This window comes from Dokdonella sp. (genome assembly GCF_051958935.1).
GTDB lineage: Bacteria > Pseudomonadota > Gammaproteobacteria > Xanthomonadales > Rhodanobacteraceae > Dokdonella_A.
Map to the genome: position 1 here is coordinate 18,358 of NZ_JBQCFP010000168.1, position 18,813 is coordinate 37,170.

The window sequence follows — 18,813 nt, forward strand, 5'->3', positions numbered from 1 at the left end:
GGCTCCTGTGCGCTCATATCGGGGCCACCGCGCGGAATTCCAGCCGCGGATGCGCAGGGCGCGCCTGGCGCAGCCCTCAACCCTCAACCCTCAAAGTATGTACCTCGACAGATCCTCATCGCGCACGAGCCCGCCCAGGTGCGCATCGACGTAGGCCGCATCGATGCGGTAGTGGTGTCCGCCCCGGTCCGAGGCTTCGTACGAGATCTCGTCGAGCAGGCGTTCGAGCACGGTGTGCAGGCGGCGGGCGCCGATGTTCTCGGTACGCTCGTTGACCTGGAATGCGATTTCGGCGAGCCGCACGATGCCGTCCTCGACGAACTCGAGCGTGACGCCCTCGGTGCCGAGCAGCGCGGTGTACTGCTTGGTGAGGGCGTGCTGCGGCTCGGCCAGGATGCGCCGGAAATCGTCCGCGGAAAGCGCGGCGAGTTCGACGCGGATCGGGAAACGCCCCTGCAATTCCGGCACGAGATCCGACGGCTTGGCGAGCGAGAACGCGCCCGAAGCAATGAACAGGATATGGTCGGTACGCACGGTGCCGTACTTGGTCGACACCGCCGAGCCTTCGACCAGCGGCAGCAGGTCGCGCTGCACGCCTTCCCGCGAGACGCCCGCGCCGCTGAACTCGCCGCGCTGGGCGATCTTGTCGATCTCGTCGATGAAGACGATGCCGTTCTGCTCCGCGCTCGCGATCGCCTGCGCCTTGATCTCCTCGTCGTTGACGAGCTTGCCCGCTTCCTCCTCGATCAGGAGCGGGCGCGCCTGCGCGATCGAGAGCTTGCGCGCTTGCGTCTTCTGTCCCTGCAGCGACTGGAACATGCCGCGCAGCTGGCTCGTCATTTCTTCCATGCCGGGCGGCGCCATGATCTCGACACCGATGTTCTGCGCGATCTCGAGTTCGATCTCGCGCGCGTCGAGCGCACCCTCGCGCAGCTGCTTGCGCAGCTTCTGGCGCGTATCGGACTCGCCCGCGTCGAACCCCGGCGCGTCGCCGTATGCGGACGGCTGGCGCCGCGGCAACAGCGCGTCGAGGATGCGCTCCTCGGCGCGATCCTCGGCCTGCGAACGCACGCGCGCCTTCGCCTGCTCGCGCGCCATCTTCACCGCGGCCTCGGCGAGGTCGCGCACGATCTGCTCGACGTCCTTGCCGACGTAGCCGACCTCGGTGAACTTGGTCGCCTCGACCTTGATGAACGGCGCGTTGGCGAGCGCGGCGAGACGGCGCGCGATCTCGGTCTTGCCGACGCCGGTCGGGCCGATCATGAGGATGTTCTTCGGCGTGACTTCCTCGCGCAGTCCGGGCTCGAGCTGCATGCGCCGCCAGCGGTTGCGCAGCGCGATCGCGACCGCGCGCTTGGCCGCGTTCTGGCCGATGATGTAGCGGTCGAGTTCATTGACGATTTCGCGCGGGGTGAGTTCGGACATGGAGAGCTGGGATTGGTGATTGGTGATTGGTGATTCGTGATTGGGGACTAGGGATTCGTGACTGGCGAGTGGGGACTCGGATTGGGGATTGCTTTGGTCGCCGGGAAACGAAAGGGCGCGGCGTCGACGGCAGCAGCCGCCTTTTTTTCAATCACCAATCACCAATCCCGAATCACCACTCACAGCTCTTCAACCGTCACATTGTGGTTCGTGTAGATGCAGATGTCGCCCGCGATGCCGAGCGCCTTCTCGACGATCGTGCGGGCATCGAGATTGCTGTTCTCGAGCAGCGCCTTCGCGGCCGCGAGTGCGTAGGGGCCGCCCGAGCCGATCGCGATGATGCCCTGTTCAGGCTCGAGCACGTCGCCGTTGCCGGAAATCAGCAGGGAGGTGTCCTTGTCGGCGACCGCGAGCATCGCCTCGAGGCGACCGAGCCGGCGATCGGTACGCCAGTCCTTGGCGAGCTCGACTGCAGCACGCGTGAGGTTGGCTCCGTGTTTGTCGAGCTTGGCCTCGAACAGCTCGAACAGCGTGAACGCGTCCGCGGTCGCGCCCGCGAAGCCGGCGAGCACGTCGCCCCTGCCGAGGCGGCGGATCTTGCGCGCATTCGCCTTCATCACGGTGTTGCCGAGCGTGACCTGGCCGTCGCCGCCGATCACGACCTTGCCGTCGCGGCGTACGGAAACGATGGTGGTGGCGTGGAAGCTTTCCATGGCGGTTCCTGCTGTAGAACGATGCAAATGAGGTCTCGCGGCGAGCGTTGCAAGCCTGCATGCAGGAGATTGAAGCGCGGAGGAGACGAAGGAATCCCTTCGACCATCATCCCTTCTTCATGTCCTTCGTGGTCCAGGCTTTCGGCGTTGCGGGCTCAGTCGCCGCCCCGGCGCCGGGCGCGGGGATGGGCCGCGTCGTAGACCTTGGCGAGGTGCTGGAAGTCGAGGTGCGTGTAGATCTGCGTCGTGCCGATGTCGGCATGGCCGAGCAGTTCCTGCACGGCGCGCAGGTCGCCCGAGGATTCGAGCAAGTGGCTCGCGCAGGAATGGCGCAGGAGGTGCGGATAGACGCGCTTCCAGATGCCCTGCTCCTGCGCGCGCTTCCTGAGGCGCGCGCGCACTCCGTTCGGTGTCAGCGGGGCACCGCGACGGCCGCGCACGAGCGGGTCGTCATCGCCGCAACGGTCCTGCTCGCGCAGGGCGACGAGCGCCGCGAGCGCCTGCGTGCCGACCGGGACGATGCGCGTCTTGTTGCCCTTGCCGGTCACGCGCAGCGAGCCTTCGCCCGCGTCGAGGTCGCGCCAGCGGACGCTGCATAGTTCGGCGACGCGCAGGCCGCTCGAGTAGAGGAGCTCGAGCAACGCGCGATCGCGCACGGTTTCCGGATCGTCACCGGGCAGCTCGACCAGCGCCGCCGTCTCGTCGGTGTCGAGCACCTCGGGCAGCTTGCGCTTCACCTTCGGCGAGCGCAGGCCCGTCGCCGGATTGATCGCGACCTCGCCTTCGCGCGCGAGCCAGCGGAAGAAGCTGCGCCAGGCCGAGGCGATGCCGCGCAAGGTCGACGGCGAATAGCCGCGGCGACGATGCCGTTCGGCCAGCGCGGCCTGTGCCTGGTCGGGCTTGAGCTCGTGCCAGCGCGAAATGCCGCGCGCCTCGGCATGCTCGGTGAGCTGAGCGATCGCGTGCGCGTAGTGCTCGACCGTGCTCGGCGAATAACGCCGTTCATCGCGCAGGTAGTGCAGGAAGCGGTCGACCGCCGCGCCGAGGTCGGTGCCGCTTGCGGCGACCGCGCTCATTTCACGCGGGGTAGCGCGCGATCGCGGTCGAGATCGCTTCGCCGATCAGCTTGAGGAAGACCGTGCCCATGCCCGGATGGAAACGATTCGCGTCGTTGCTGCCGATCGCGAGCATGCCGGTCGAGCCGATCGGCAGCAGTACCGCCGACTGCACCTCGTCCGCGCGCGCCGCGAACAAGGCATCGAGCTTGTCCTGCTGCAGGCGGCCGCATAGCGGCTCGGCGCGCTTGAAGAACTCGGAAAACACAGGGAATGCGCTCATGCCCGCGGGCTCGACGATGAGCCATTCGGCGGCCGGGAGTTCCGGATCGGTGCGGAACAGCACGAGGCGGACGAGGTCGGTATGGAAATCCTCGGTCAGCGCGGCGACGACCGCGCTGGTGGTGCCGGCGAGGCTGCGCGCGCGCATCAGTGCGAGCGTGAGCGTGTGCACGCGCACCATCAGCGCCTCGTTTTCGTGCGCGATCTCTACGAGGTCGTGCAGGCGCCGGTTGAGTTCACGATTCTTGTCACGCAGCACGTCGAGCTGGTAGCTCGCTAGCGACGCCGCCTGGCCCTGCTCGCGCGGCAGCACGAGCGCCATCGCGATATCGGGGAATTCGCGCAGGAATTCCGGATGGCGGCGCAGGTAGCTTGCGACGTCCATCGCGTCGAGGCCATCCTTGATGCTGAGTTCGCTCATGACTTCCTCGTTGTTGTCGGGCCCGCAGCCGGCGCGATCTCGCCGTCGAACACGAACGCCGCCGGGCCGCGCATCCAGACCGGATGGCCGGGCCCGTCCCAGCGCACTTCGAGTTCACCGCCCGGCAGGACGACGCGCACCTCGGGATCGACTTTAGCGCGCCGGCGCAGCACCGCAACCGCGGCGCACGCGCCGCTGCCGCAGGCGAGCGTTTCGCCGACGCCACGTTCCCACACGCGCAGGCGGATCGAACCACGCGAAACGATCTCGGCGAAACCGACGTTGCAGCGCTGCGGAAACGCCGGCGCATGTTCGATTTGCGGGCCGAGCACGGCGACCGGCGCCGCGGCGACGTCCTCGACCTCGACCAGTGCGTGCGGATTGCCCATGGATACCGCACCGATTTCGACCTCGCGCCCGACCACGTCGATCGCGTACACGTCGCTCTCGGTGTTCCCCCGCAGCGGGATCGCCGCCGGCGCGAACCGTGGCTCGCCCATGTCGACCCTCACGCTGCCGTCACCGCGCAGCTCCACCGCGACGGGGCCGGACGGACTCTCCAACCGCGTCATGCCGGGGCCGAGCACGCCCGCGCGCGCGAGCCAGGCAGCGACGCAGCGCACGCCGTTGCCGCACTGGCCGGCGCTGGTGCCGTCGGTATTCCAGATGCCGTAGGCGAAACTGCAGGACGGATCAACTGCAGGTTCGATCGTGAGCAGCTGGTCGAAGCCGACGCCGAAATGGCGGTCACCGAGCCAGCGGATCGCGCTCGCGTCGAGTGCGAACGGCACGGTGCGCGCATCGACGACGACGAAGTCGTTGCCGAGCCCGTGCATCTTGCTGAAGCGCAGCGTCATGCGCGGCTCAGGGCGTCGCGGCCGGGGCGGGCGCGGCCGGCTTCACGAGCGGGCCCTTGTTGCCGCACGCGGCGAGGAGCAGCAGGACGAGCAGCAGCGTGAAACGGAAGCTGGCGCGAAAGGACATGGCGAAACCCGGGCCTGGAAGCTGCCCGGAGTATAGCGGCCGTTCACGCGCGGGACCGGTATGCTAGGGCCGATCCCCGCGCGGAGCCGTCCGACGATGTCGCTGACACCGTTCCTGGTCGCACTGTTCGTGTTCGCCGCCTTGTGTGCCCTCTTCGCGACCGGCCATGGCGTGCATGCGCGCCGCCGCTGGCGCGAGCGCCGGCGGGTCGCGGCGAGCCTGCGCCTCGCCTGGTGCCTGGTGTTCCTCGCACTCGCGCTGCTCGGCGCGTTCGCCGGCAGCGTGCTGCTCGGCTATCGGCGGCTCGCCGCGGAAGTGCCGGTGGCGCACATCGAGGCGCGCGCGCTCGGCGCGCAGCGGTACCTGGTGGACGTGTCGACACCCGACGGGGCGCATCGCGAGGTCGAAATCGCGGGCGACGACTGGCAGCTCGACGCGCGCGTGATCAAATGGAAGCCGCGCGCGGTGGTGCTCGGTGCGCAGCCGCTGTACCGCCTCGATCGGATCGGCGGGCGTTACCGCGATGTCGCGCAGGAGCGGAGCTCGGCGAGGTCCGTCGTCGCGCTCGGCGATTCGCGCTGGCCGGACCTGTGGACGCTCAAACGCACCTATCCGAAATGGCTGCCGTGGATCGACGCCGACTACGGCAGCGCGGCCTACCTGCCGCTCGTCGACGGCGGCCGTTACGACGTCACGCTCGCCGCCGCGGGCGGGCTCGTCGCGCGTCCGTCCGACGCCGCGACGGCCGAGAAGCTACGCGCCGAAGGTCCCTAGCCCGCGTCGAGGCGCTTCTCGTAGCGACGCGCGTCCGCACCGTCCTCGTAGTAGGCGGCACGGATCGCGAACGCGCGGTAGCCGGCGCACTCGTAGAGGCGCTGGGCGGCGACGTTGTCGCTGCGGACCTCCAGGCGCAGGCGGCGGCAACCGTGCCGCCGCGCGGTCCGCTCGACCGCCGCGAGCAACGCCCTGCCGGCACCGCCACCGCGCTCGCTCGCCGCCACGGCGATCGAATAGAGGCGTGCGATGTCGCTGCCGTGTCGACGGAACACGACGGCCGCGCCGACCAGCCGGCGCTCCCGCACCGCGACCAGCACATCGGCACTGGGACTGTCGAGGTGGCGCCGCCACTGGCGCTTGCTCATGCGATCGAGCGCGAACGTCGCCTGCTCGAGCGCGACGAGGACATCGAGGTCGGCGGACGTGGCGCGCCGTACCCGCGTATCGGGGGGAGTGGAACGGGGAACGGCGGGCTCGGGCACGGCGCGCCAGCCTAGTCGCGACCGGGGGCGTGTGCAATGCCGAACGCGCGCGGTTTCGATCGTGGCTTCACCGCCGCTGAATCGCCCGCAGGCGGCCGACGCGGCCCACCTGCACGCCGGTTCCGGCCTGTGGCACACTCCGCGCCCGCCATGCCGCAGCCGCCCTCGCCCATCCCGTCGTCCGTGCGGCGTCCAGCAGCGAGCCATGGTGGTCGCCTCTCCGATCCCGCATCCAGGCGCTGCGCATGAGTCGGCTCGTCATCGTCGTGGAAAAAGCCACGGACTGGGGCTCGTACTACCCGTCCGACAACGTGGTGACCGCGCACGACTACCTGAAGGAGCCGATCGGCAGCGACGACGAGCGCACCCAGGTCATCAACCTGTGCCGCAGCTACAAGTACCTCGGCACCGGCTATTACGTCTCGCTGCTCGCCGAGGCGCGCGGCCACAAGGTGATTCCGTCCGTGCGCACGATCAACGACCTGCGCCGACGCTCGCTGTACGGCCTCGACATCGACGACCTCAACCAGAAGCTCGCCAAGTTCCTCCCCGACGGCGGCCGCGACACGACCGATTTCGGCGTGCTGGTCTACTTCGGCGAAACCTCGTCGGACAGCCTCGAAGACATCGCGCGCCAGGTGTTCGAGACGTTCCCGTGCCCGATCCTGCGCATCGAGTTCGAGCGCGAGCGCGTCTGGCAGATCGCCGCGATCAAGCCGACCGGCCTGCACACGCTGTCGGACCAGCAGGAAGACGCGTTCGCGCAGGCACTCGACAAGTTCTCCAAGAAGCTCTGGCGCAAGCCGCGCGCGCGCAAGAAGTTCCGCTTCGACCTCGCGATGCTCGCCGACCCCGGCGACCCGATGCCGCCGTCGAACAAGCGCGCGCTGAAGTCGTTCGTCGAGGCCGGTGCCGAGCTCGGCATCGAGGTCGACACGCTCACCAAGAACGACTACACCAAGCTCGCCGAATACGACGGCCTGTTCATCCGCGAGACGACCGCGCTCGACAACCACACCTATCGCTTCGCCAACAAGGCGGAGAAGGAGGACATGGTCGTCATCGACGATCCGAGCTCGATCCTGAAGTGCACCAACAAGATCTACCTGCACGATTTGCTCCGCTCGCGCAAGCTGGCGACGCCGCGCACCGAGATCCTCTATCGCGACGACCCGAAGAAGATCGCCGAGCTGCCGGACCTGCTCGGTTTCCCGATCGTCCTGAAGATTCCCGACGGTTCGTTCTCGCGCGGTATCGTGAAGGCCGAGAACCCCGAGCAGCTCAAGTCCGCGGTCGACGACCTGTTCCAGCACACCGCGCTCGTGCTCGCGCAGGAATTCATGTTCACCGAGTTCGACTGGCGCATCGGCGTGCTCAACCGCGAACCGCTGTACGCGTGCAAGTACTTCATGTCGCGTGGCCACTGGCAGATCTACAACCATGGCGCGAAGGGCACGGCCAAATCGGGCGGCTTCGAGACGCTGCCGGTGCGCTCGACGCCGGCCGACGTGCTCAAGCTCGCGTTGAAGGCGACCGCGCCGATCGGCGACGGCCTGTACGGCGTGGACCTCAAGCAGGCCGGCGATCGCCTCGTCGTCATCGAAGTGAACGACAACCCGTCGATCGACGCCGGCGTCGAGGACGCCTACCTCGGCGACGACCTGTACCGGCGCATCATGGACGAATTCCTGCGTCGGATGGAACGCAAGCGCCTCGGCCAGCGCGGCTGAGCACGGGTCCACCGTAACGCGCATGCCGCGCGAATCGTCTAGGATCGAACGGCCGCATCCCTGAGCGGCGCCAGCACCTGCCGCATGCCGATCGACCGACATTCCGCGATGGCGCTCGCCGTCATCGCCTTCCTGCTCGCCGTTGCGTTCATCGCCGTCCCTGCCTGGCAACTCGTCGGCCCGGGACCATTCGACTGGCATGTCGCGCAGCCGGCGTACTGGCAAGGCGGGCTCGAAGGCCTCGTGCTCATGGCGCTGGTGGCGACCGCATTCGCACTGTCGTCTGCGCGCATGGCCGTGCTGCTCGCCGGCGTGGCGCTCGCCGTGTTCCTGCGCCGCCACGCGGTCGACGTGCCGCTGCTCATCGACGTGCTGTACCTGGAAATCGTGGTCGGTACGGGCATGGCGCTGCGCCGGCTCTGCGGCGCGGCTCGTGCGCGCGAAGCGTCGGACTACGTGCAGGCCTTCGTGCTCGGCTTCGTCGCGTGGAGCGTGATCGCATGGACCGCGTCCGCGTTCGGCTTCGGATCGATCCGCCAGCTGCGCGCCTTGACGCTGGCGCTCGGCCTCGTCGCGGCGTTCGGACGCGCGCCGCCGCTGCTGATCTTCCTCTGGCGCAGTCTGCGGGCGCAGTCGCGCGCGAACCGGATCTGGAGCGGCGCGCTCGCAGCCTGGATCGCACTGCTGTACGCGCGCACGAACGTCGTCTACGGTTACGACTCGCTGTGGTACGGGTTGCGCGGCGAGTACGTGCTCGATCCGGGCCACTCCGTGTTCGAACCGCTCGGCCTCGTTTCGCCGGTGCACTACTTCCCCAAGCTGTACGAGGTGTTCCTGCTGCCGGTGACTGCGCTAGGTGACAGCAGCGTGATCGGCGGCATGTCGATCTGCGTGTTCGTGCTCATCCTCATCGTGTGCGCCCGCATCGCCGATCGCATCGGCCTCGACCCGGCAGCGCGCCTGCCCGTACTCGCCTTGATCGCGACCCTGCCGGCGCTCGCGGCCACCGCGATAGAGCCCAAGCCCGACGCCATCGCGGCGCTGTTCGTGCTGGTCGCCGCCGATGCAGCGCTGGGTTTCGCGCGCACGCGCTCGGTGACGGATGCCTGCTGGCTGCTCGCCGGCGCGGCGCTCGCCTGCATGGCCAAGCTCATCGCGATTCCGTTCGTCGGCATCCTCGTGCTCGTTGCCGCCGCGCACGCGTGGCGCGAACGACACGCAGGCGGCGGGCGCGATGCATCGGTTGCTGCGATGGTCGCCGCGATCGGCGCACTCGTCGTCACGATCTTCGTGACCGCGCGCACCTGGTTGCTCGCCGGCATGCCGACGGTCGGTCCCGACCCGCTGTTCCGCCTGTGGAGTTCGCTCGGCCTGCATCTGCGGCCACCGGTCGGCACGCTCGAATGGACTTCGCCGCAGGATTGGTCGACCGTGCCTGGCCTCGTCGTCGACTGGCTGTTCCGCCCGCAAACGATGCCGCACATCGTGATCTCCTGGGTCGGCAACGCCTGGTTCTGGTTCACACTGGTGGGCGCGGCGGCCATGGTCGCTGGCTGGCGCGCGCGGGATCGGCCAACCGCCAGGTGGCCGCTGTTCGCGCTGGTGGCGACGGGGGCCGCGCTCGCGCTCGGGATCCGCTATCACGTGCGCGGCAGTGACGGCAACTATTTCCTCGCCGCTCTGCTGCCGGGGCTGTTGCTCGCGGCGAACGCGACGCTGTCGCGCGTTCGCGGCGTCGCCCGCACGGCGGTACTCGCCTGCATTCCCGCGTTCGCGCTGTTCCAGGCCGCGTATGCATTCGCGAGCACGGGCTGGGTGACCGGCACGCGCGCTTTCGACTTGGACCTGGCGCGCAACTGGCACGATTCGCGGGCATTGCGCTGGCCGACGCTCCGCCGCGCCGGCATGGAAAAGATCGGCCGCCATCTGAAGGAACTGCGCGCGAGCACGCGCACCGTCGGCTACGCGACCGAACCGGCGAGCCTCTGGCTACCGACCCGGTTCGAAAACCTGCTGACCATCTCCTATTCACGGCCCGAGTTCGTCGAGACCGAAGCGGCCCTCGAGGACTTCCTCCGCGACCAGCATATCGAGGGGCTCGTGCTGCCTCAGCCGGCCGTCGCGGCGAAGGAATACGCCTACGTGCCGCTCGCCGTCGCCGTCGTCGCGGCGCGCCTCGAGCGCGAGCCCGGCGTCGTGCGCATCGACGACCGCGATTACTACCTGCTCGATCTCAGCGCGTGGCGCGCACGGTGAGCCGCCGCGCCTGGATGGGCGTCCGGCGCCGCATGCGACGCAGAACGCGGCTCATGGCGACGCCGATGCGCGCGCGCGCGAGCCAGGCGAGGTCGACCGCGGGCGCGACGACGAGCCAGAACGGCGCGGTCGCGCCGAAGGCGCTTCCACCGCGCAACGCCGGGACGAACGCGACCGCAACCAGGCCGGCGAGCAGCCAGCCGGCGAGCCATGGGCTCGGGCTGCGAGCGGCCCCGGTCGCATGCGCGAGGGGCTTTGCGCGGGTGGCGGCGGACGGCAACGACAGCGGGGCGACGAACATGGCGGGTTCCTCCGATCGTGGGATGCGCAGCGTCGGCGGCCGTGTCTCAGCGTCTGCGACCGCCTGCCGACGCATGCGATACTCGGCGCGCGGCCGCCCGTGCCGCCCGCGCGATGCCGCGGCATTGCGCGATATCCCGGTGCGAACGCGCCGTAGGCGACGTCGCGCGTTCCCACCGTCAAGGAGCGATTGCGTGGAAGACCAGGGTTTCCTGCCGTATGCGGTGCTGCTGCTGCTCGCGACGGTGCTCGCCGTGCCGCTGGCGAAGCGCTGGCGGCTGGGTGCCGTGCTCGGCTATCTCGGCGCGGGTGCGCTGATCGGCCCGTCGGGCCTACGCCTGATCGGCAAAACCGAGGAGATTTCGCACATCTCGGAACTCGGCGTGGTGCTCATGCTGTTCGTGATCGGCATGGAGCTGTCGCCGCAGCGCCTGTGGGTCATGCGGCGCAGCGTGTTCGGCAGCGGCAGCCTGCAGGTCGCCGCGACCGCGGTGCTCGTCGGCGGCGTCGCGCTGGCGTTCGGCCTCGACTGGAAGAGCGCGCTCGTGGTCGGGCTCGGCCTCGCGCTGTCGTCGACCGCGATCGACCTGCAACTGCTCGCCGAGCGCAAGGAACTCAACAGCGCACATGGTCGACTCGCGTTTGCGATCCTGCTGTTCCAGGACGTCGCGGCGATTCCGATCCTCGCGCTCATCCCGATCCTCGGCGGCGTCCACGCCCAAGAGGGCGTCCTCGAGGAACTGCTCGCCGCGCTGCGCGTGATCGCGACGATCGCGCTCGTCGTCGTCGGCGGCCGCTACCTGCTGCGCCCGATGTTCCGCGCTGCCGCGCAGCAGATCGGCACGCCCGAGGTGTTCACCGCCACCGCGCTGCTGGTCGTGATGGGAACCGCGTGGCTGATGCAGGTCGCCGGCATCTCGATGTCGCTCGGCGCGTTTCTCGCCGGCGTGCTGCTCGCCGACTCGGAGTACCGGCACGAGATCGAAGCGCAGATCGAGCCGTTCCGCGGATTGTTGCTCGGCCTTTTTTTCATCAGTGTCGGCATGTCGCTCGACGTGCACCTGGCGATGGCGCAGCCGCAGCTGGTCGGCGTGCTGCTGCTGGCCCTGATCGTGCTCAAGGCCGCCGTGCTTTATGGCATCGGCCGCGGCGTCGCACGCGAGGACCACGCCCAGTCTCTTGCCCTGGCCGCGGTGCTCGCCCAAGGCGGCGAATTCGCGTTCGTCGTGTTCACGATGGCGGCCGCCAACGGCCTGCTTTCGCCGGAGCAGCGCGACCTCGCGATCCTCGTCATCACCCTGTCGATGGCGGCGACGCCGCTGCTCGTGCGCTTGCGCGCGGAGATCGTGCCGGCGACGAAGGCGCGTCCCACGCGGGAATTCGACCGCATCGACGCCGGCACGCCGCGCGTGATCATCGCCGGCATGGGGCGCGTCGGGCAGATCGTCGCGCGCATGCTCAACGCGAACCGGATCCCGTTCACCGCGCTCGAAAGCGACCCCGAACAGGTCGACTTCATGCGCCATTTCGGCAACGCGGTCTACTTCGGTGACGCATCGCGACTCGACCTGCTGCGTGCAGCGCAGACGGACAAGGCCGAGATCTTCGTCATCACCACCGAAGATCCGGACTCCAACCTGCGCACCGCGCGCCTGCTCAAGCGCCATTTCCCCCATCTCAAGGTATTCGCCCGCGCGCGCAATCGCCAGCACGTGTTCAAGCTCATGGACCTCGGCGTGGACAGCATCGTGCGCGAGACGTTCTTCTCGAGCCTGGAGATCTCGCGCGGCGTGTTCATGGCGCTCGGTTACGACGAGGCGAGCGCGAACGATTACGTCAGGCGCTTCCGCGAACACGACGAGCGCGTGCTCGCGAGCCAGTATCCGGTCTACGACGACGAGGCGGCGCTGCTGCAGTCCGCCCAGGAAGCCCGCGACGACCTCATGCGCCTGTTCCAGGCCGATACGGGCGAAGAGGATGCCTGAGATGCGCGGCTACGCGGTCGCGCAAGCCGACCTGACGAGTTTCGACCGGCAATTCCACGCGCGCTGCGCGCTGCAGCGGCCCGATCGGTACCGCCTGCTCGATGCGCTGCCCGCTGACGCGCCGCGCATCGCGCGCGGCGGCGGCGTGTCCTACGTCGGCGCGAGTTTCGGCAACGGCGCGATCAGCCAGAGCCTGGAAGCGTTCGATCGCCTGCTCGCGTTCGATGCCGCGCAGGGTCGGCTTACGGTCGAAGCCGGCGCGCGCATCGGCGATCTGCAGCGGTTCCTGCTGCGGCACGGCTGGTACCTTCCCGTCACGCCGGGCCATCCGCGCGCGACGGTGGGTGGCTGCATCGCGGCCGACGTGCACGGCAAGAATCCGGCGCGCGACGGCACCTTCCGTGCGTGGGTCGAGGCGATCGTCGTGCATCGACCCGGCACCGAAGCGCGCGTCGCCGAGCGTACGCGGGAGTCCGAGCTGTTCGCGGCGACCTACGCAGGCTTCGGCCTTGCCGGCACGATCGGCTGCGCCACCCTGCGCCTGGCGCGGCCGCCGCGCGCGCTCGTGATGCGGCGCGTGCCGGTGACGGATCTCGCCGAAGCGGCTCGCGTCCTGCGCGAAGCCGGCAATGCGCCCGTGTTGTATGGCTGGCACGACGGCGGCGCGTCCCGCTTCGGTCGCGGCGTGATCAACATCGGCTTGGCCAGCGACGAGGACGAGGCGCTCGACGAGGTACCGGCGCCATCCGCCGACCTCCCGGCTCACATCCCACCGCTGCCGCTCGCGCTCTGGAACCCTGCGGGTATCGCCGCGGCGAACCGCTGGCTCGGCTGGCGCTGGCGCCGCGCGGGACAGGTGCCGATGCCGCTTGGCGAAGCATTGTTCCCGCTCAATCGCGCACGCACGTACTTCGCCGGCTACGGCCGCGCGGGCATGGCCGAAGCGCAGTGGCTCGTGCCGCATCCGCGCTTCGAAGCCTTCGCTGCGGCGCTCGCCGAGCTCGTCGCACGCACGCGGCCGCGCATCGCGCTGATCGCGAGCAAGCTGTTCGCCGGAACGCCTGAGGGGTTTTCGTTCGACGGCAAAGGCGTCGCGCTCGCTATCCAGGTCGCGGCGCCGGCGGCGCACGGCGGGCACGCATTCCTCGGCGCGATGGCTGAGCTCGCGCTCGCGCATGACGCGCGCCCCAACCTCATCAAGGATTGCACGCTCGACGCGACCATCGTGCGCCGCGCCATCCGCGGCTTCGATGCGGCGCGCGAACGCCTCGCTCGGCAGGATCCCGGCCGCCTGCACACCTCGGAACTCGCACGGAGGCTCGCTTTGTGACGGCCGTCGTCGTGGGCGCATCGAGCGGGTTGGGACGGGTGATCGCGACCGAGCTCGCGCAGCGCGGGCATGCGCTGCTGCTGGTCGCATCGGACGCACGCGACATCGAGGCCGTCGGCGCGGACCTGCGAATCCGCTACGGCTCGACCGTGCGCACGCTCGCGCTCGACCTCGCCCGCGAGGCCGATCCTGGCGCGCGCGTTGCCGCCGCACTGGACGGGCTGCCACCGCTGGAGAGCCTGCTGCTGCCGGCCGGCGTGTCGCGGCCGGACGATGACCTGGGGCTCGATGCATCGCGCATCGGTGAGCTGCTCGCGATCAACCTGCATGCTCCGCTCGCGATCGTGCACGGGCTGCTGCCTCGCCTGCGCGAGACCCGCGGCGTGGTCGTCGTGTTCAGCAGTATCGCCGCCGTGCGTGGCCGCAGCCGCAATGTCGTCTACTCGGCCGCGAAGCGCGGCATCGAGTCGCTCGCCGAAAGCCTGCGCCATCGCTACACGCCCGCGGAACTGCGCGTGCAGGTTTACCGGCTAGGGTTCCTCGCGACCAATCTCACGCACGGCCTCGACCTGCCGACCGCCGCCGCTCCACCGGCTGCCATCGCGCGCATCGTCGTCGGCCGACTGCAGCGGGGCTCGGGGCTCTGGTACCTGCCGCTTCGCTTCGCGTTGATCGCCGCTGCGGTACGCCTGTTGCCATGGCCGCTCTTCCGCAGGATGCGCACCTAGCGCCATGCGCGCCGGTGTCGGGGAGCCTGTTCAATCGGGCGTGCGTGCCGGTCGACGCAGGGTCTGGCGCACCCCGGGAAGCGGTGCGGCGGGAGGGCCACCGAGCTCCGCTGCGACGTCGACGTAGCCGAGGAGCGCTGCGACATCGGCCGCCGTGCGGCCGAATCCATCGACAAGGTCGAGCGGCGCACCGTGTGATTTGAGCATGCGCACGCAGCCGGACAGGCCGTGCAGGGCGCATGCGTGCAGGGTGCTCACGCCGCGCTTGTCCTGGCTGTCGGCGCGCGCGCCGCGTTCGAGCAGGACGTCGGCGAGGCGGTAAAGATGCTCCGCGTCGCAACGCGTCCCCGGCTGCGCTCGCGCGCCGAGCAGCACGAGCAATGCGTCCTGGCCCGCCTCGTTGCGCGAATCCAGTCGTGCACCGGCGCGCAGCAGCAATGCGAACATCGCCGCGGCGCGCGCGGTATCGCTGCCTTCGAACGCAGCCTGCGCGGCGACGAGCAAGGGCGTCGTCCCCTGGTCGTCGCGTGCTTCCGGATTCGCGCCCGCTTCGAGCAGGGCGGCCGCGATGCGTTCATCGCCGTTCGCCGCGGCGAGCATCAACGCGGTGCCGCCACCGGCGATGCGCAGGTCCGGAGCGACACCATGACTGAGCAGCGTGCGGACGATCGACTCGCGACGCGCAGCTACCGCGGCTCCGAGGCAGTGGATACCGGATTGGGTCGTGTGCTCGACGTCGGCACCGGCGGCGAGCAGTTGCACGAGCAGTGCGGCGTGCCCGTTACCCGCGGCTCGCACGAGAGCCGTCGCGCCTTGCGCGTCGATGCCATCCACCGGCAGCCCGAGTTCCAGCAGGCGCCGCACCGCTTCGCCGTCGCCGGCGGCGGCGGCTGCCGGAAGATCGCCGTCGCGCATGCGGCGCAGCGGCAGCGGCCAATCGGTCCAGTTCAGCCAATACGCGAGTTCCGATTCGCCGCGCGCGAGCGCAAGGCCAAGTACCGTTTCACCGTTCGCATTGGCGATCTCCGGATTCGCGCCGGCCGCGAGCAACGGCTTGAACAACGCAATCGCCGTCGCAGAGCCCGCGCGTACCGCCGCGTGCAGTGGCGTGTGGCCCTGCGCGTCGCGCGCATTGGGATCCGCGCCGCGCTCGAGCAGCATCGAGACGAGGGCGATATCGCCGTGTGCGGCCGCGCGATGCAGCGCGGTCACGCCTCCCGTCGCGAAACCGAACGCATCCGCACCGCGCAGCAACAGGTCGCGAGCAAGTGCGGATATCGCGGGCTCGGCGCCGCCCTTCGCGAGCACGCGCGCGAGAAATGCGGCGCCGCCGACCGGCGCACCGGCGCCGACGAGATCGGTGATCGCGGCCGCGGAGCGAGGCAGCGCGTCCAGCAGGCTGTGCAGCAAGGGCGTGCCGGCGCGCGTGATGGCGTCCCGGTCGAGTCCATGGTTGAGCAGCCACGCCCGTGCGGCAGCGTGTTCGGGCTCGGCCAGATCGAGATAGAGATCGGCGAGCGCACCCGCGGGCCATTGGCCGACCACGCCGACGAATTCATCGGCCACGTTCCAGTGCCCGAAGCGCAGCGCGTCGAGCAGATGGTCGGCGTGCGCGGAGGATGCGTCCGCGCGATCGCCGGTAAGGCTGCTCGGCATGGGGTAGGCGGGGTCCAGCAGTGCCACGATGTGCCAGCGGCCGGCTGCGGCCGCATGATCGAGCGCGCGCTTGCCGTCCGCGCCCACTCGCGCGCGATCGGCGCCGAGTGCGAGCAGCGCGCGCACGGTGTCTTCGCCCGCGTGGCGGGACTGGCATGCGATCATCAGAGCGGTGCGCTGGCTTGCATCGACGAGGTCGGGAGCCGGCTTGCGCTTGCCGAGCATGTGGATCACCGCAACGGCCCCCGAACGCGCGGCCTCCATCAATGGCGTCGTGCCGCGCCCGTCCGCCTGGTCGACGCCGGCGCCCGCGGCGAGGAGCGCTTCGACGATGCGAGCGTGGCCGGCGAGTGCCGCGGTCAGCAACGGAGTGCGATCGAGCGCGCCCCGCGCGTCCGGCCGCGCGCGATGCCTGAGGAGCAGCTTGACGCCGGTCGGATCGTCGTCGGCGATGCCCGCCGCACAGATCAAGGCCGGCTGCGTGTGATCCACTTCGGGCCTCGCGCCGCGCTCGAGCAGGAAGGCGGCGGTCTTCCAGTTCGCGCCGACGCAGGCGATGGCGAGCGCCGTGAGGCCCTCGCCGTTGACAGCATCGATGTCGACGCCGGCATCGACGAGCAGTGCAGCGATGATCGGTTCGACGCATCGCGCGGCATGATGGAGTGGCGTGTTGCCGGCCGCGTCGGCAGTACGCGCGTCGGCGCCGTTCGCGAGCAAGGTCGTGACGGCCTCGGGACGCCCTTCGTAGCTGTCACGCGTCGCCGCGATCAGCGGGGTGAACCCGCCGTGCGACCGGTTGACATCCACGCCTTTCGCGATGAGGGTGCGCAGGAGGCGCTGGTCGGGCAACGTCACGGCGATCATCAGCGGACTGCGCTGGTCGCGATGGTCGACGGCCGGCAATACGTTCGGGTCGGCGCCGCGTTCGAGCGCGGCGAGTGCGAGACTCGTCTGGGCGGAATGGACCGCACACAGCAGCGTCGCATCGAGCTCCCGGCGCGAGATGCCATCCGGCAATGCTCCTGGCACGCCGTCGATGGACGCAGGGCCGGGCAAGGCTTCCTGCCGGCGCGCGCTGCGCGCGGCGGCGAGCATGGCACGCAGCGTGCGATTGACGACCAGCAGATGCGTGAACGGCACGAGCAGCAAGGCGTAGGTCGCGAGTGCGACGACGCGCACGTCGCCCGAGAGCATTCCGCCGATACCGGACAGCGCGAGTGCGCCGATCGCGAGTGAAAGCAGGGCCAGGCTCGCCGGCAAGCCGGCCGTGAAGAAGATGTCGTGTTCCCGCGTGACGTGACGGGCGAACGCGAGCGATCGTGCAAGCGCAGCGGTCAGCCAGGAGCCGCGCTCTTCGGTATGCGGGTAGGCGTCGTCCCAAAGCAGCGGCAGGGCGAACGCGGGCCAGACACGCCACGGCGCGAGCAGCGAGGCAACCAGCGCCGCGGACAGCGCCAACGCCGCCTCGAGCGAGCCGTCACGCGCCAGCCACCACGCCGGCGCGACGAGGATCAATGCGACGAGTGCAGTGTAGGCCGACAGGGCGACGAAGTAAGTGCTGCCGCGTCGCGCGAGCGCGCGGAGATAAGCACTGTCGAGATCGAATCCCAGGGCGCGACACACCGCGGTCATCGTGATCGCATTGGCGACGAGCAGCAGGACCAGCGAGACGGGGTGTTCGATCAGCGCGGCGACGGCGAAGGTCAACCACGCTGGCAACTGCAGCCGCAGCATCGACTTCAACGCGTTGAACCAGTTGATCGCGCGTCTGCGCATCCGTCGCCCTTCTCGCCCACGGCGGCTGCCGCTCGCGGGCGAGTATATCGATGCGCGCGTACGGCGCCGCTAGGCCGAAGTTAAGCAGAGCCCGCTTCGGTCACCAGCGGATTCGGCGGAAACTGCAGGTAGTAGCCCTGCAGCTCCAGCGCCTCGATGACGCGGGCGGCGTCGGCCTGCGCGAGGCGGCGCGTCGGCGTGAGGTCGAGTTCGAGCACATGCTGCAATGGATCGAGCGAGTCGCGCAGCGCGGCGGGCAGCTCCGTCCCGCCGTCCTGCTTGCGCAGGTAGACGTAGGTTTCGGCCTTGCGCAAGCTCTTGTAAACGAAACAGCGCATCACGTCGCCTCCGGTTTCGGCCCGGACCGCGCGTGGATCGGCGGCCTCCGGAAAGAAGAACGCCTCCCCGTTTCCGGGGAGGCGTTCTGGGTAAAGCCCCTGGCGATGACCTACTCTTGCATGGCTTAAGCCACACTACCATCGGCGCAGCTGCGTTTCACTTCCGAGTTCGAGATGGGATCGGGTGGTACCACAGCGCTAAGGTCGCCAGGGAACTGGTGAGAGTCGCGCACGTTGCGCGGACTCTGCATTGGGACTTGGGACGTATTCAAGCGTTTGGCTGTCGCCGGACCTCGTCGTCGAGGCAGCGAAGCGTCTTGGAGTTATATGATCAAGCCGCACGGCTCATTAGTATCAGTTAGCTCGGCATTACTGCGATACACACCTGACCTATCAACCACGTAGTCTTCATGGGGCCTTTAGGGGACTTGTGTCCCGGGAGATCTCATCTTGAGGCGCGCTTCCCGCTTAGATGCTTTCAGCGGTTATCGCTTCCGATCGTAGCTACCCGGCAGTGCCACTGGCGTGACAACCGGAACACCAGGGGATCGTCCACTCCGGTCCTCTCGTACTAG

At 69.3% G+C, this 18,813-nt stretch carries 16 protein-coding genes and 2 rRNA genes; 6 read left to right on the forward strand and 12 right to left on the reverse strand.

Annotated elements, in window-relative coordinates; translation table 11 throughout:
- Positions 1 to 90 precede the first annotated feature (90 nt).
- The 6 genes from hslU to lptM all read right to left on the reverse strand — a co-directional run bounded on the left by hslU (position 91) and on the right by lptM (position 4,880).
- Positions 91 to 1,425, reverse strand: a complete 1,335-nt coding sequence (hslU, locus tag ACTHK2_RS15865) for an ATP-dependent protease ATPase subunit HslU (RefSeq protein ID WP_440246689.1) — start codon at positions 1,423 to 1,425, stop codon at positions 91 to 93.
- A 179-nt stretch (positions 1,426 to 1,604) separates the two neighbouring features.
- The gene (gene hslV, locus ACTHK2_RS15870; RefSeq protein ID WP_440246690.1) at positions 1,605 to 2,138 is read right to left on the reverse strand and encodes an ATP-dependent protease subunit HslV; all 534 of its coding nucleotides are present in this window, start codon (positions 2,136 to 2,138) and stop codon (positions 1,605 to 1,607) included.
- Between the two features lie 155 nt (positions 2,139 to 2,293).
- Positions 2,294 to 3,214 (reverse strand): tyrosine recombinase XerC, encoded by a 921-nt coding sequence (locus ACTHK2_RS15875; protein WP_440246691.1) that lies wholly within the window; start codon positions 3,212 to 3,214, stop codon positions 2,294 to 2,296.
- Position 3,215: 1 nt separating this feature from the next.
- On the reverse strand, positions 3,216 to 3,896 hold the full coding sequence (locus ACTHK2_RS15880) for a DUF484 family protein (RefSeq protein WP_440246692.1): 681 nt from the start codon (positions 3,894 to 3,896) through the stop codon (positions 3,216 to 3,218).
- Positions 3,893 to 4,753, reverse strand: coding sequence for a diaminopimelate epimerase (gene dapF / locus ACTHK2_RS15885; RefSeq protein WP_440246693.1), 861 nt, complete (start codon positions 4,751 to 4,753; stop codon positions 3,893 to 3,895). The genes ACTHK2_RS15880 and dapF overlap by 4 nt, the downstream gene beginning before the upstream one ends.
- Positions 4,754 to 4,760: 7 nt before the next feature.
- Positions 4,761 to 4,880: an LPS translocon maturation chaperone LptM gene (gene lptM / locus ACTHK2_RS15890; protein WP_440246694.1), complete on the reverse strand. Its 120-nt coding sequence runs from the start codon at positions 4,878 to 4,880 to the stop codon at positions 4,761 to 4,763.
- A 96-nt stretch (positions 4,881 to 4,976) separates the two neighbouring features.
- On the opposite strand from lptM, the gene ACTHK2_RS15895 reads away from it, so the two are divergent.
- Positions 4,977 to 5,654, forward strand: coding sequence for a hypothetical protein (locus tag ACTHK2_RS15895; protein ID WP_440246695.1), 678 nt, complete (start codon positions 4,977 to 4,979; stop codon positions 5,652 to 5,654).
- On the opposite strand, the gene ACTHK2_RS15900 is transcribed toward ACTHK2_RS15895, so the two are convergent.
- Complete coding sequence (locus ACTHK2_RS15900; RefSeq protein ID WP_440246696.1) at positions 5,651 to 6,139, reverse strand: GNAT family N-acetyltransferase; 489 nt, start codon at positions 6,137 to 6,139, stop codon at positions 5,651 to 5,653. The genes ACTHK2_RS15895 and ACTHK2_RS15900 overlap by 4 nt on opposite strands.
- Positions 6,140 to 6,384: 245 nt before the next feature.
- Here ACTHK2_RS15900 and ACTHK2_RS15905 point away from each other — a divergent pair, with 245 nt between their 5' ends.
- Both ACTHK2_RS15905 and ACTHK2_RS15910 read left to right on the forward strand, forming a co-directional pair.
- Positions 6,385 to 7,869 (forward strand): RimK family protein, encoded by a 1,485-nt coding sequence (locus ACTHK2_RS15905; RefSeq protein ID WP_440246697.1) that lies wholly within the window; start codon positions 6,385 to 6,387, stop codon positions 7,867 to 7,869.
- Between the two features lie 84 nt (positions 7,870 to 7,953).
- Entirely contained in the window at positions 7,954 to 10,125 is a 2,172-nt protein-coding gene (locus tag ACTHK2_RS15910) for a hypothetical protein (protein WP_440246698.1), read from the forward strand.
- Here ACTHK2_RS15910 and ACTHK2_RS15915 read toward each other — a convergent pair.
- Complete coding sequence (locus ACTHK2_RS15915) at positions 10,103 to 10,426, reverse strand: hypothetical protein (protein WP_440246699.1); 324 nt, start codon at positions 10,424 to 10,426, stop codon at positions 10,103 to 10,105. The genes ACTHK2_RS15910 and ACTHK2_RS15915 overlap by 23 nt on opposite strands.
- 193 nt (positions 10,427 to 10,619) lie before the next feature.
- Here ACTHK2_RS15915 and ACTHK2_RS15920 point away from each other — a divergent pair, with 193 nt between their 5' ends.
- The 3 genes from ACTHK2_RS15920 to ACTHK2_RS15930 are packed head-to-tail and all read left to right on the forward strand — an operon-like array spanning position 10,620 to position 14,468.
- On the forward strand, positions 10,620 to 12,410 hold the full coding sequence (locus tag ACTHK2_RS15920; protein ID WP_440246700.1) for a monovalent cation:proton antiporter-2 (CPA2) family protein: 1,791 nt from the start codon (positions 10,620 to 10,622) through the stop codon (positions 12,408 to 12,410).
- Between the two features lies 1 nt (position 12,411).
- A complete protein-coding gene (locus ACTHK2_RS15925) occupies positions 12,412 to 13,740 on the forward strand; it encodes an FAD-binding oxidoreductase (RefSeq protein ID WP_440246701.1) in 1,329 nt (442 codons plus the stop codon).
- A complete protein-coding gene (locus ACTHK2_RS15930) occupies positions 13,737 to 14,468 on the forward strand; it encodes an SDR family NAD(P)-dependent oxidoreductase (protein ID WP_440246702.1) in 732 nt (243 codons plus the stop codon). Before ACTHK2_RS15925 ends, ACTHK2_RS15930 begins: the two co-directional genes overlap by 4 nt.
- Positions 14,469 to 14,498: 30 nt before the next feature.
- Here ACTHK2_RS15930 and ACTHK2_RS15935 read toward each other — a convergent pair whose 3' ends face one another.
- From ACTHK2_RS15935 to ACTHK2_RS15950, 4 genes are all read right to left on the reverse strand, one after another.
- On the reverse strand, positions 14,499 to 17,900 hold the full coding sequence (locus ACTHK2_RS15935) for an ankyrin repeat domain-containing protein (protein ID WP_440246703.1): 3,402 nt from the start codon (positions 17,898 to 17,900) through the stop codon (positions 14,499 to 14,501).
- An 80-nt stretch (positions 17,901 to 17,980) separates the two neighbouring features.
- Positions 17,981 to 18,238, reverse strand: a complete 258-nt coding sequence (locus ACTHK2_RS15940; protein WP_440246704.1) for a YcgL domain-containing protein — start codon at positions 18,236 to 18,238, stop codon at positions 17,981 to 17,983.
- Between the two features lie 97 nt (positions 18,239 to 18,335).
- Positions 18,336 to 18,450 (reverse strand): 5S ribosomal RNA (gene rrf / locus ACTHK2_RS15945).
- A 115-nt stretch (positions 18,451 to 18,565) separates the two neighbouring features.
- Positions 18,566 to 18,813: ribosomal RNA gene (locus tag ACTHK2_RS15950) — 23S ribosomal RNA — on the reverse strand; the annotation flags it as partial.

Excerpts from the sequence above, each read along its gene's own strand:
- hslU (WP_440246689.1), bottom strand. The coding sequence starts at position 1,425 with ATGTCCGAACTCACCCCGCGCGAAATCGTCAATGAACTCGACCGCTAC.
- ACTHK2_RS15895 (WP_440246695.1), top strand. The coding sequence starts at position 4,977 with ATGTCGCTGACACCGTTCCTGGTCGCACTGTTCGTGTTCGCCGCCTTG.
- hslV (WP_440246690.1), bottom strand. The coding sequence starts at position 2,138 with ATGGAAAGCTTCCACGCCACCACCATCGTTTCCGTACGCCGCGACGGC.
- ACTHK2_RS15940 (WP_440246704.1), bottom strand. The coding sequence starts at position 18,238 with ATGCGCTGTTTCGTTTACAAGAGCTTGCGCAAGGCCGAAACCTACGTC.
- ACTHK2_RS15875 (WP_440246691.1), bottom strand. The coding sequence starts at position 3,214 with ATGAGCGCGGTCGCCGCAAGCGGCACCGACCTCGGCGCGGCGGTCGAC.
- ACTHK2_RS15915 (WP_440246699.1), bottom strand. The coding sequence starts at position 10,426 with ATGTTCGTCGCCCCGCTGTCGTTGCCGTCCGCCGCCACCCGCGCAAAG.
- lptM (WP_440246694.1), bottom strand. The coding sequence starts at position 4,880 with ATGTCCTTTCGCGCCAGCTTCCGTTTCACGCTGCTGCTCGTCCTGCTG.
- ACTHK2_RS15925 (WP_440246701.1), top strand. The coding sequence starts at position 12,412 with ATGCGCGGCTACGCGGTCGCGCAAGCCGACCTGACGAGTTTCGACCGG.
- dapF (WP_440246693.1), bottom strand. The coding sequence starts at position 4,753 with ATGACGCTGCGCTTCAGCAAGATGCACGGGCTCGGCAACGACTTCGTC.
- ACTHK2_RS15880 (WP_440246692.1), bottom strand. The coding sequence starts at position 3,896 with ATGAGCGAACTCAGCATCAAGGATGGCCTCGACGCGATGGACGTCGCA.
- ACTHK2_RS15910 (WP_440246698.1), top strand. The coding sequence starts at position 7,954 with ATGCCGATCGACCGACATTCCGCGATGGCGCTCGCCGTCATCGCCTTC.
- ACTHK2_RS15905 (WP_440246697.1), top strand. The coding sequence starts at position 6,385 with ATGAGTCGGCTCGTCATCGTCGTGGAAAAAGCCACGGACTGGGGCTCG.
- ACTHK2_RS15935 (WP_440246703.1), bottom strand. The coding sequence starts at position 17,900 with ATGCGCAGACGCGCGATCAACTGGTTCAACGCGTTGAAGTCGATGCTG.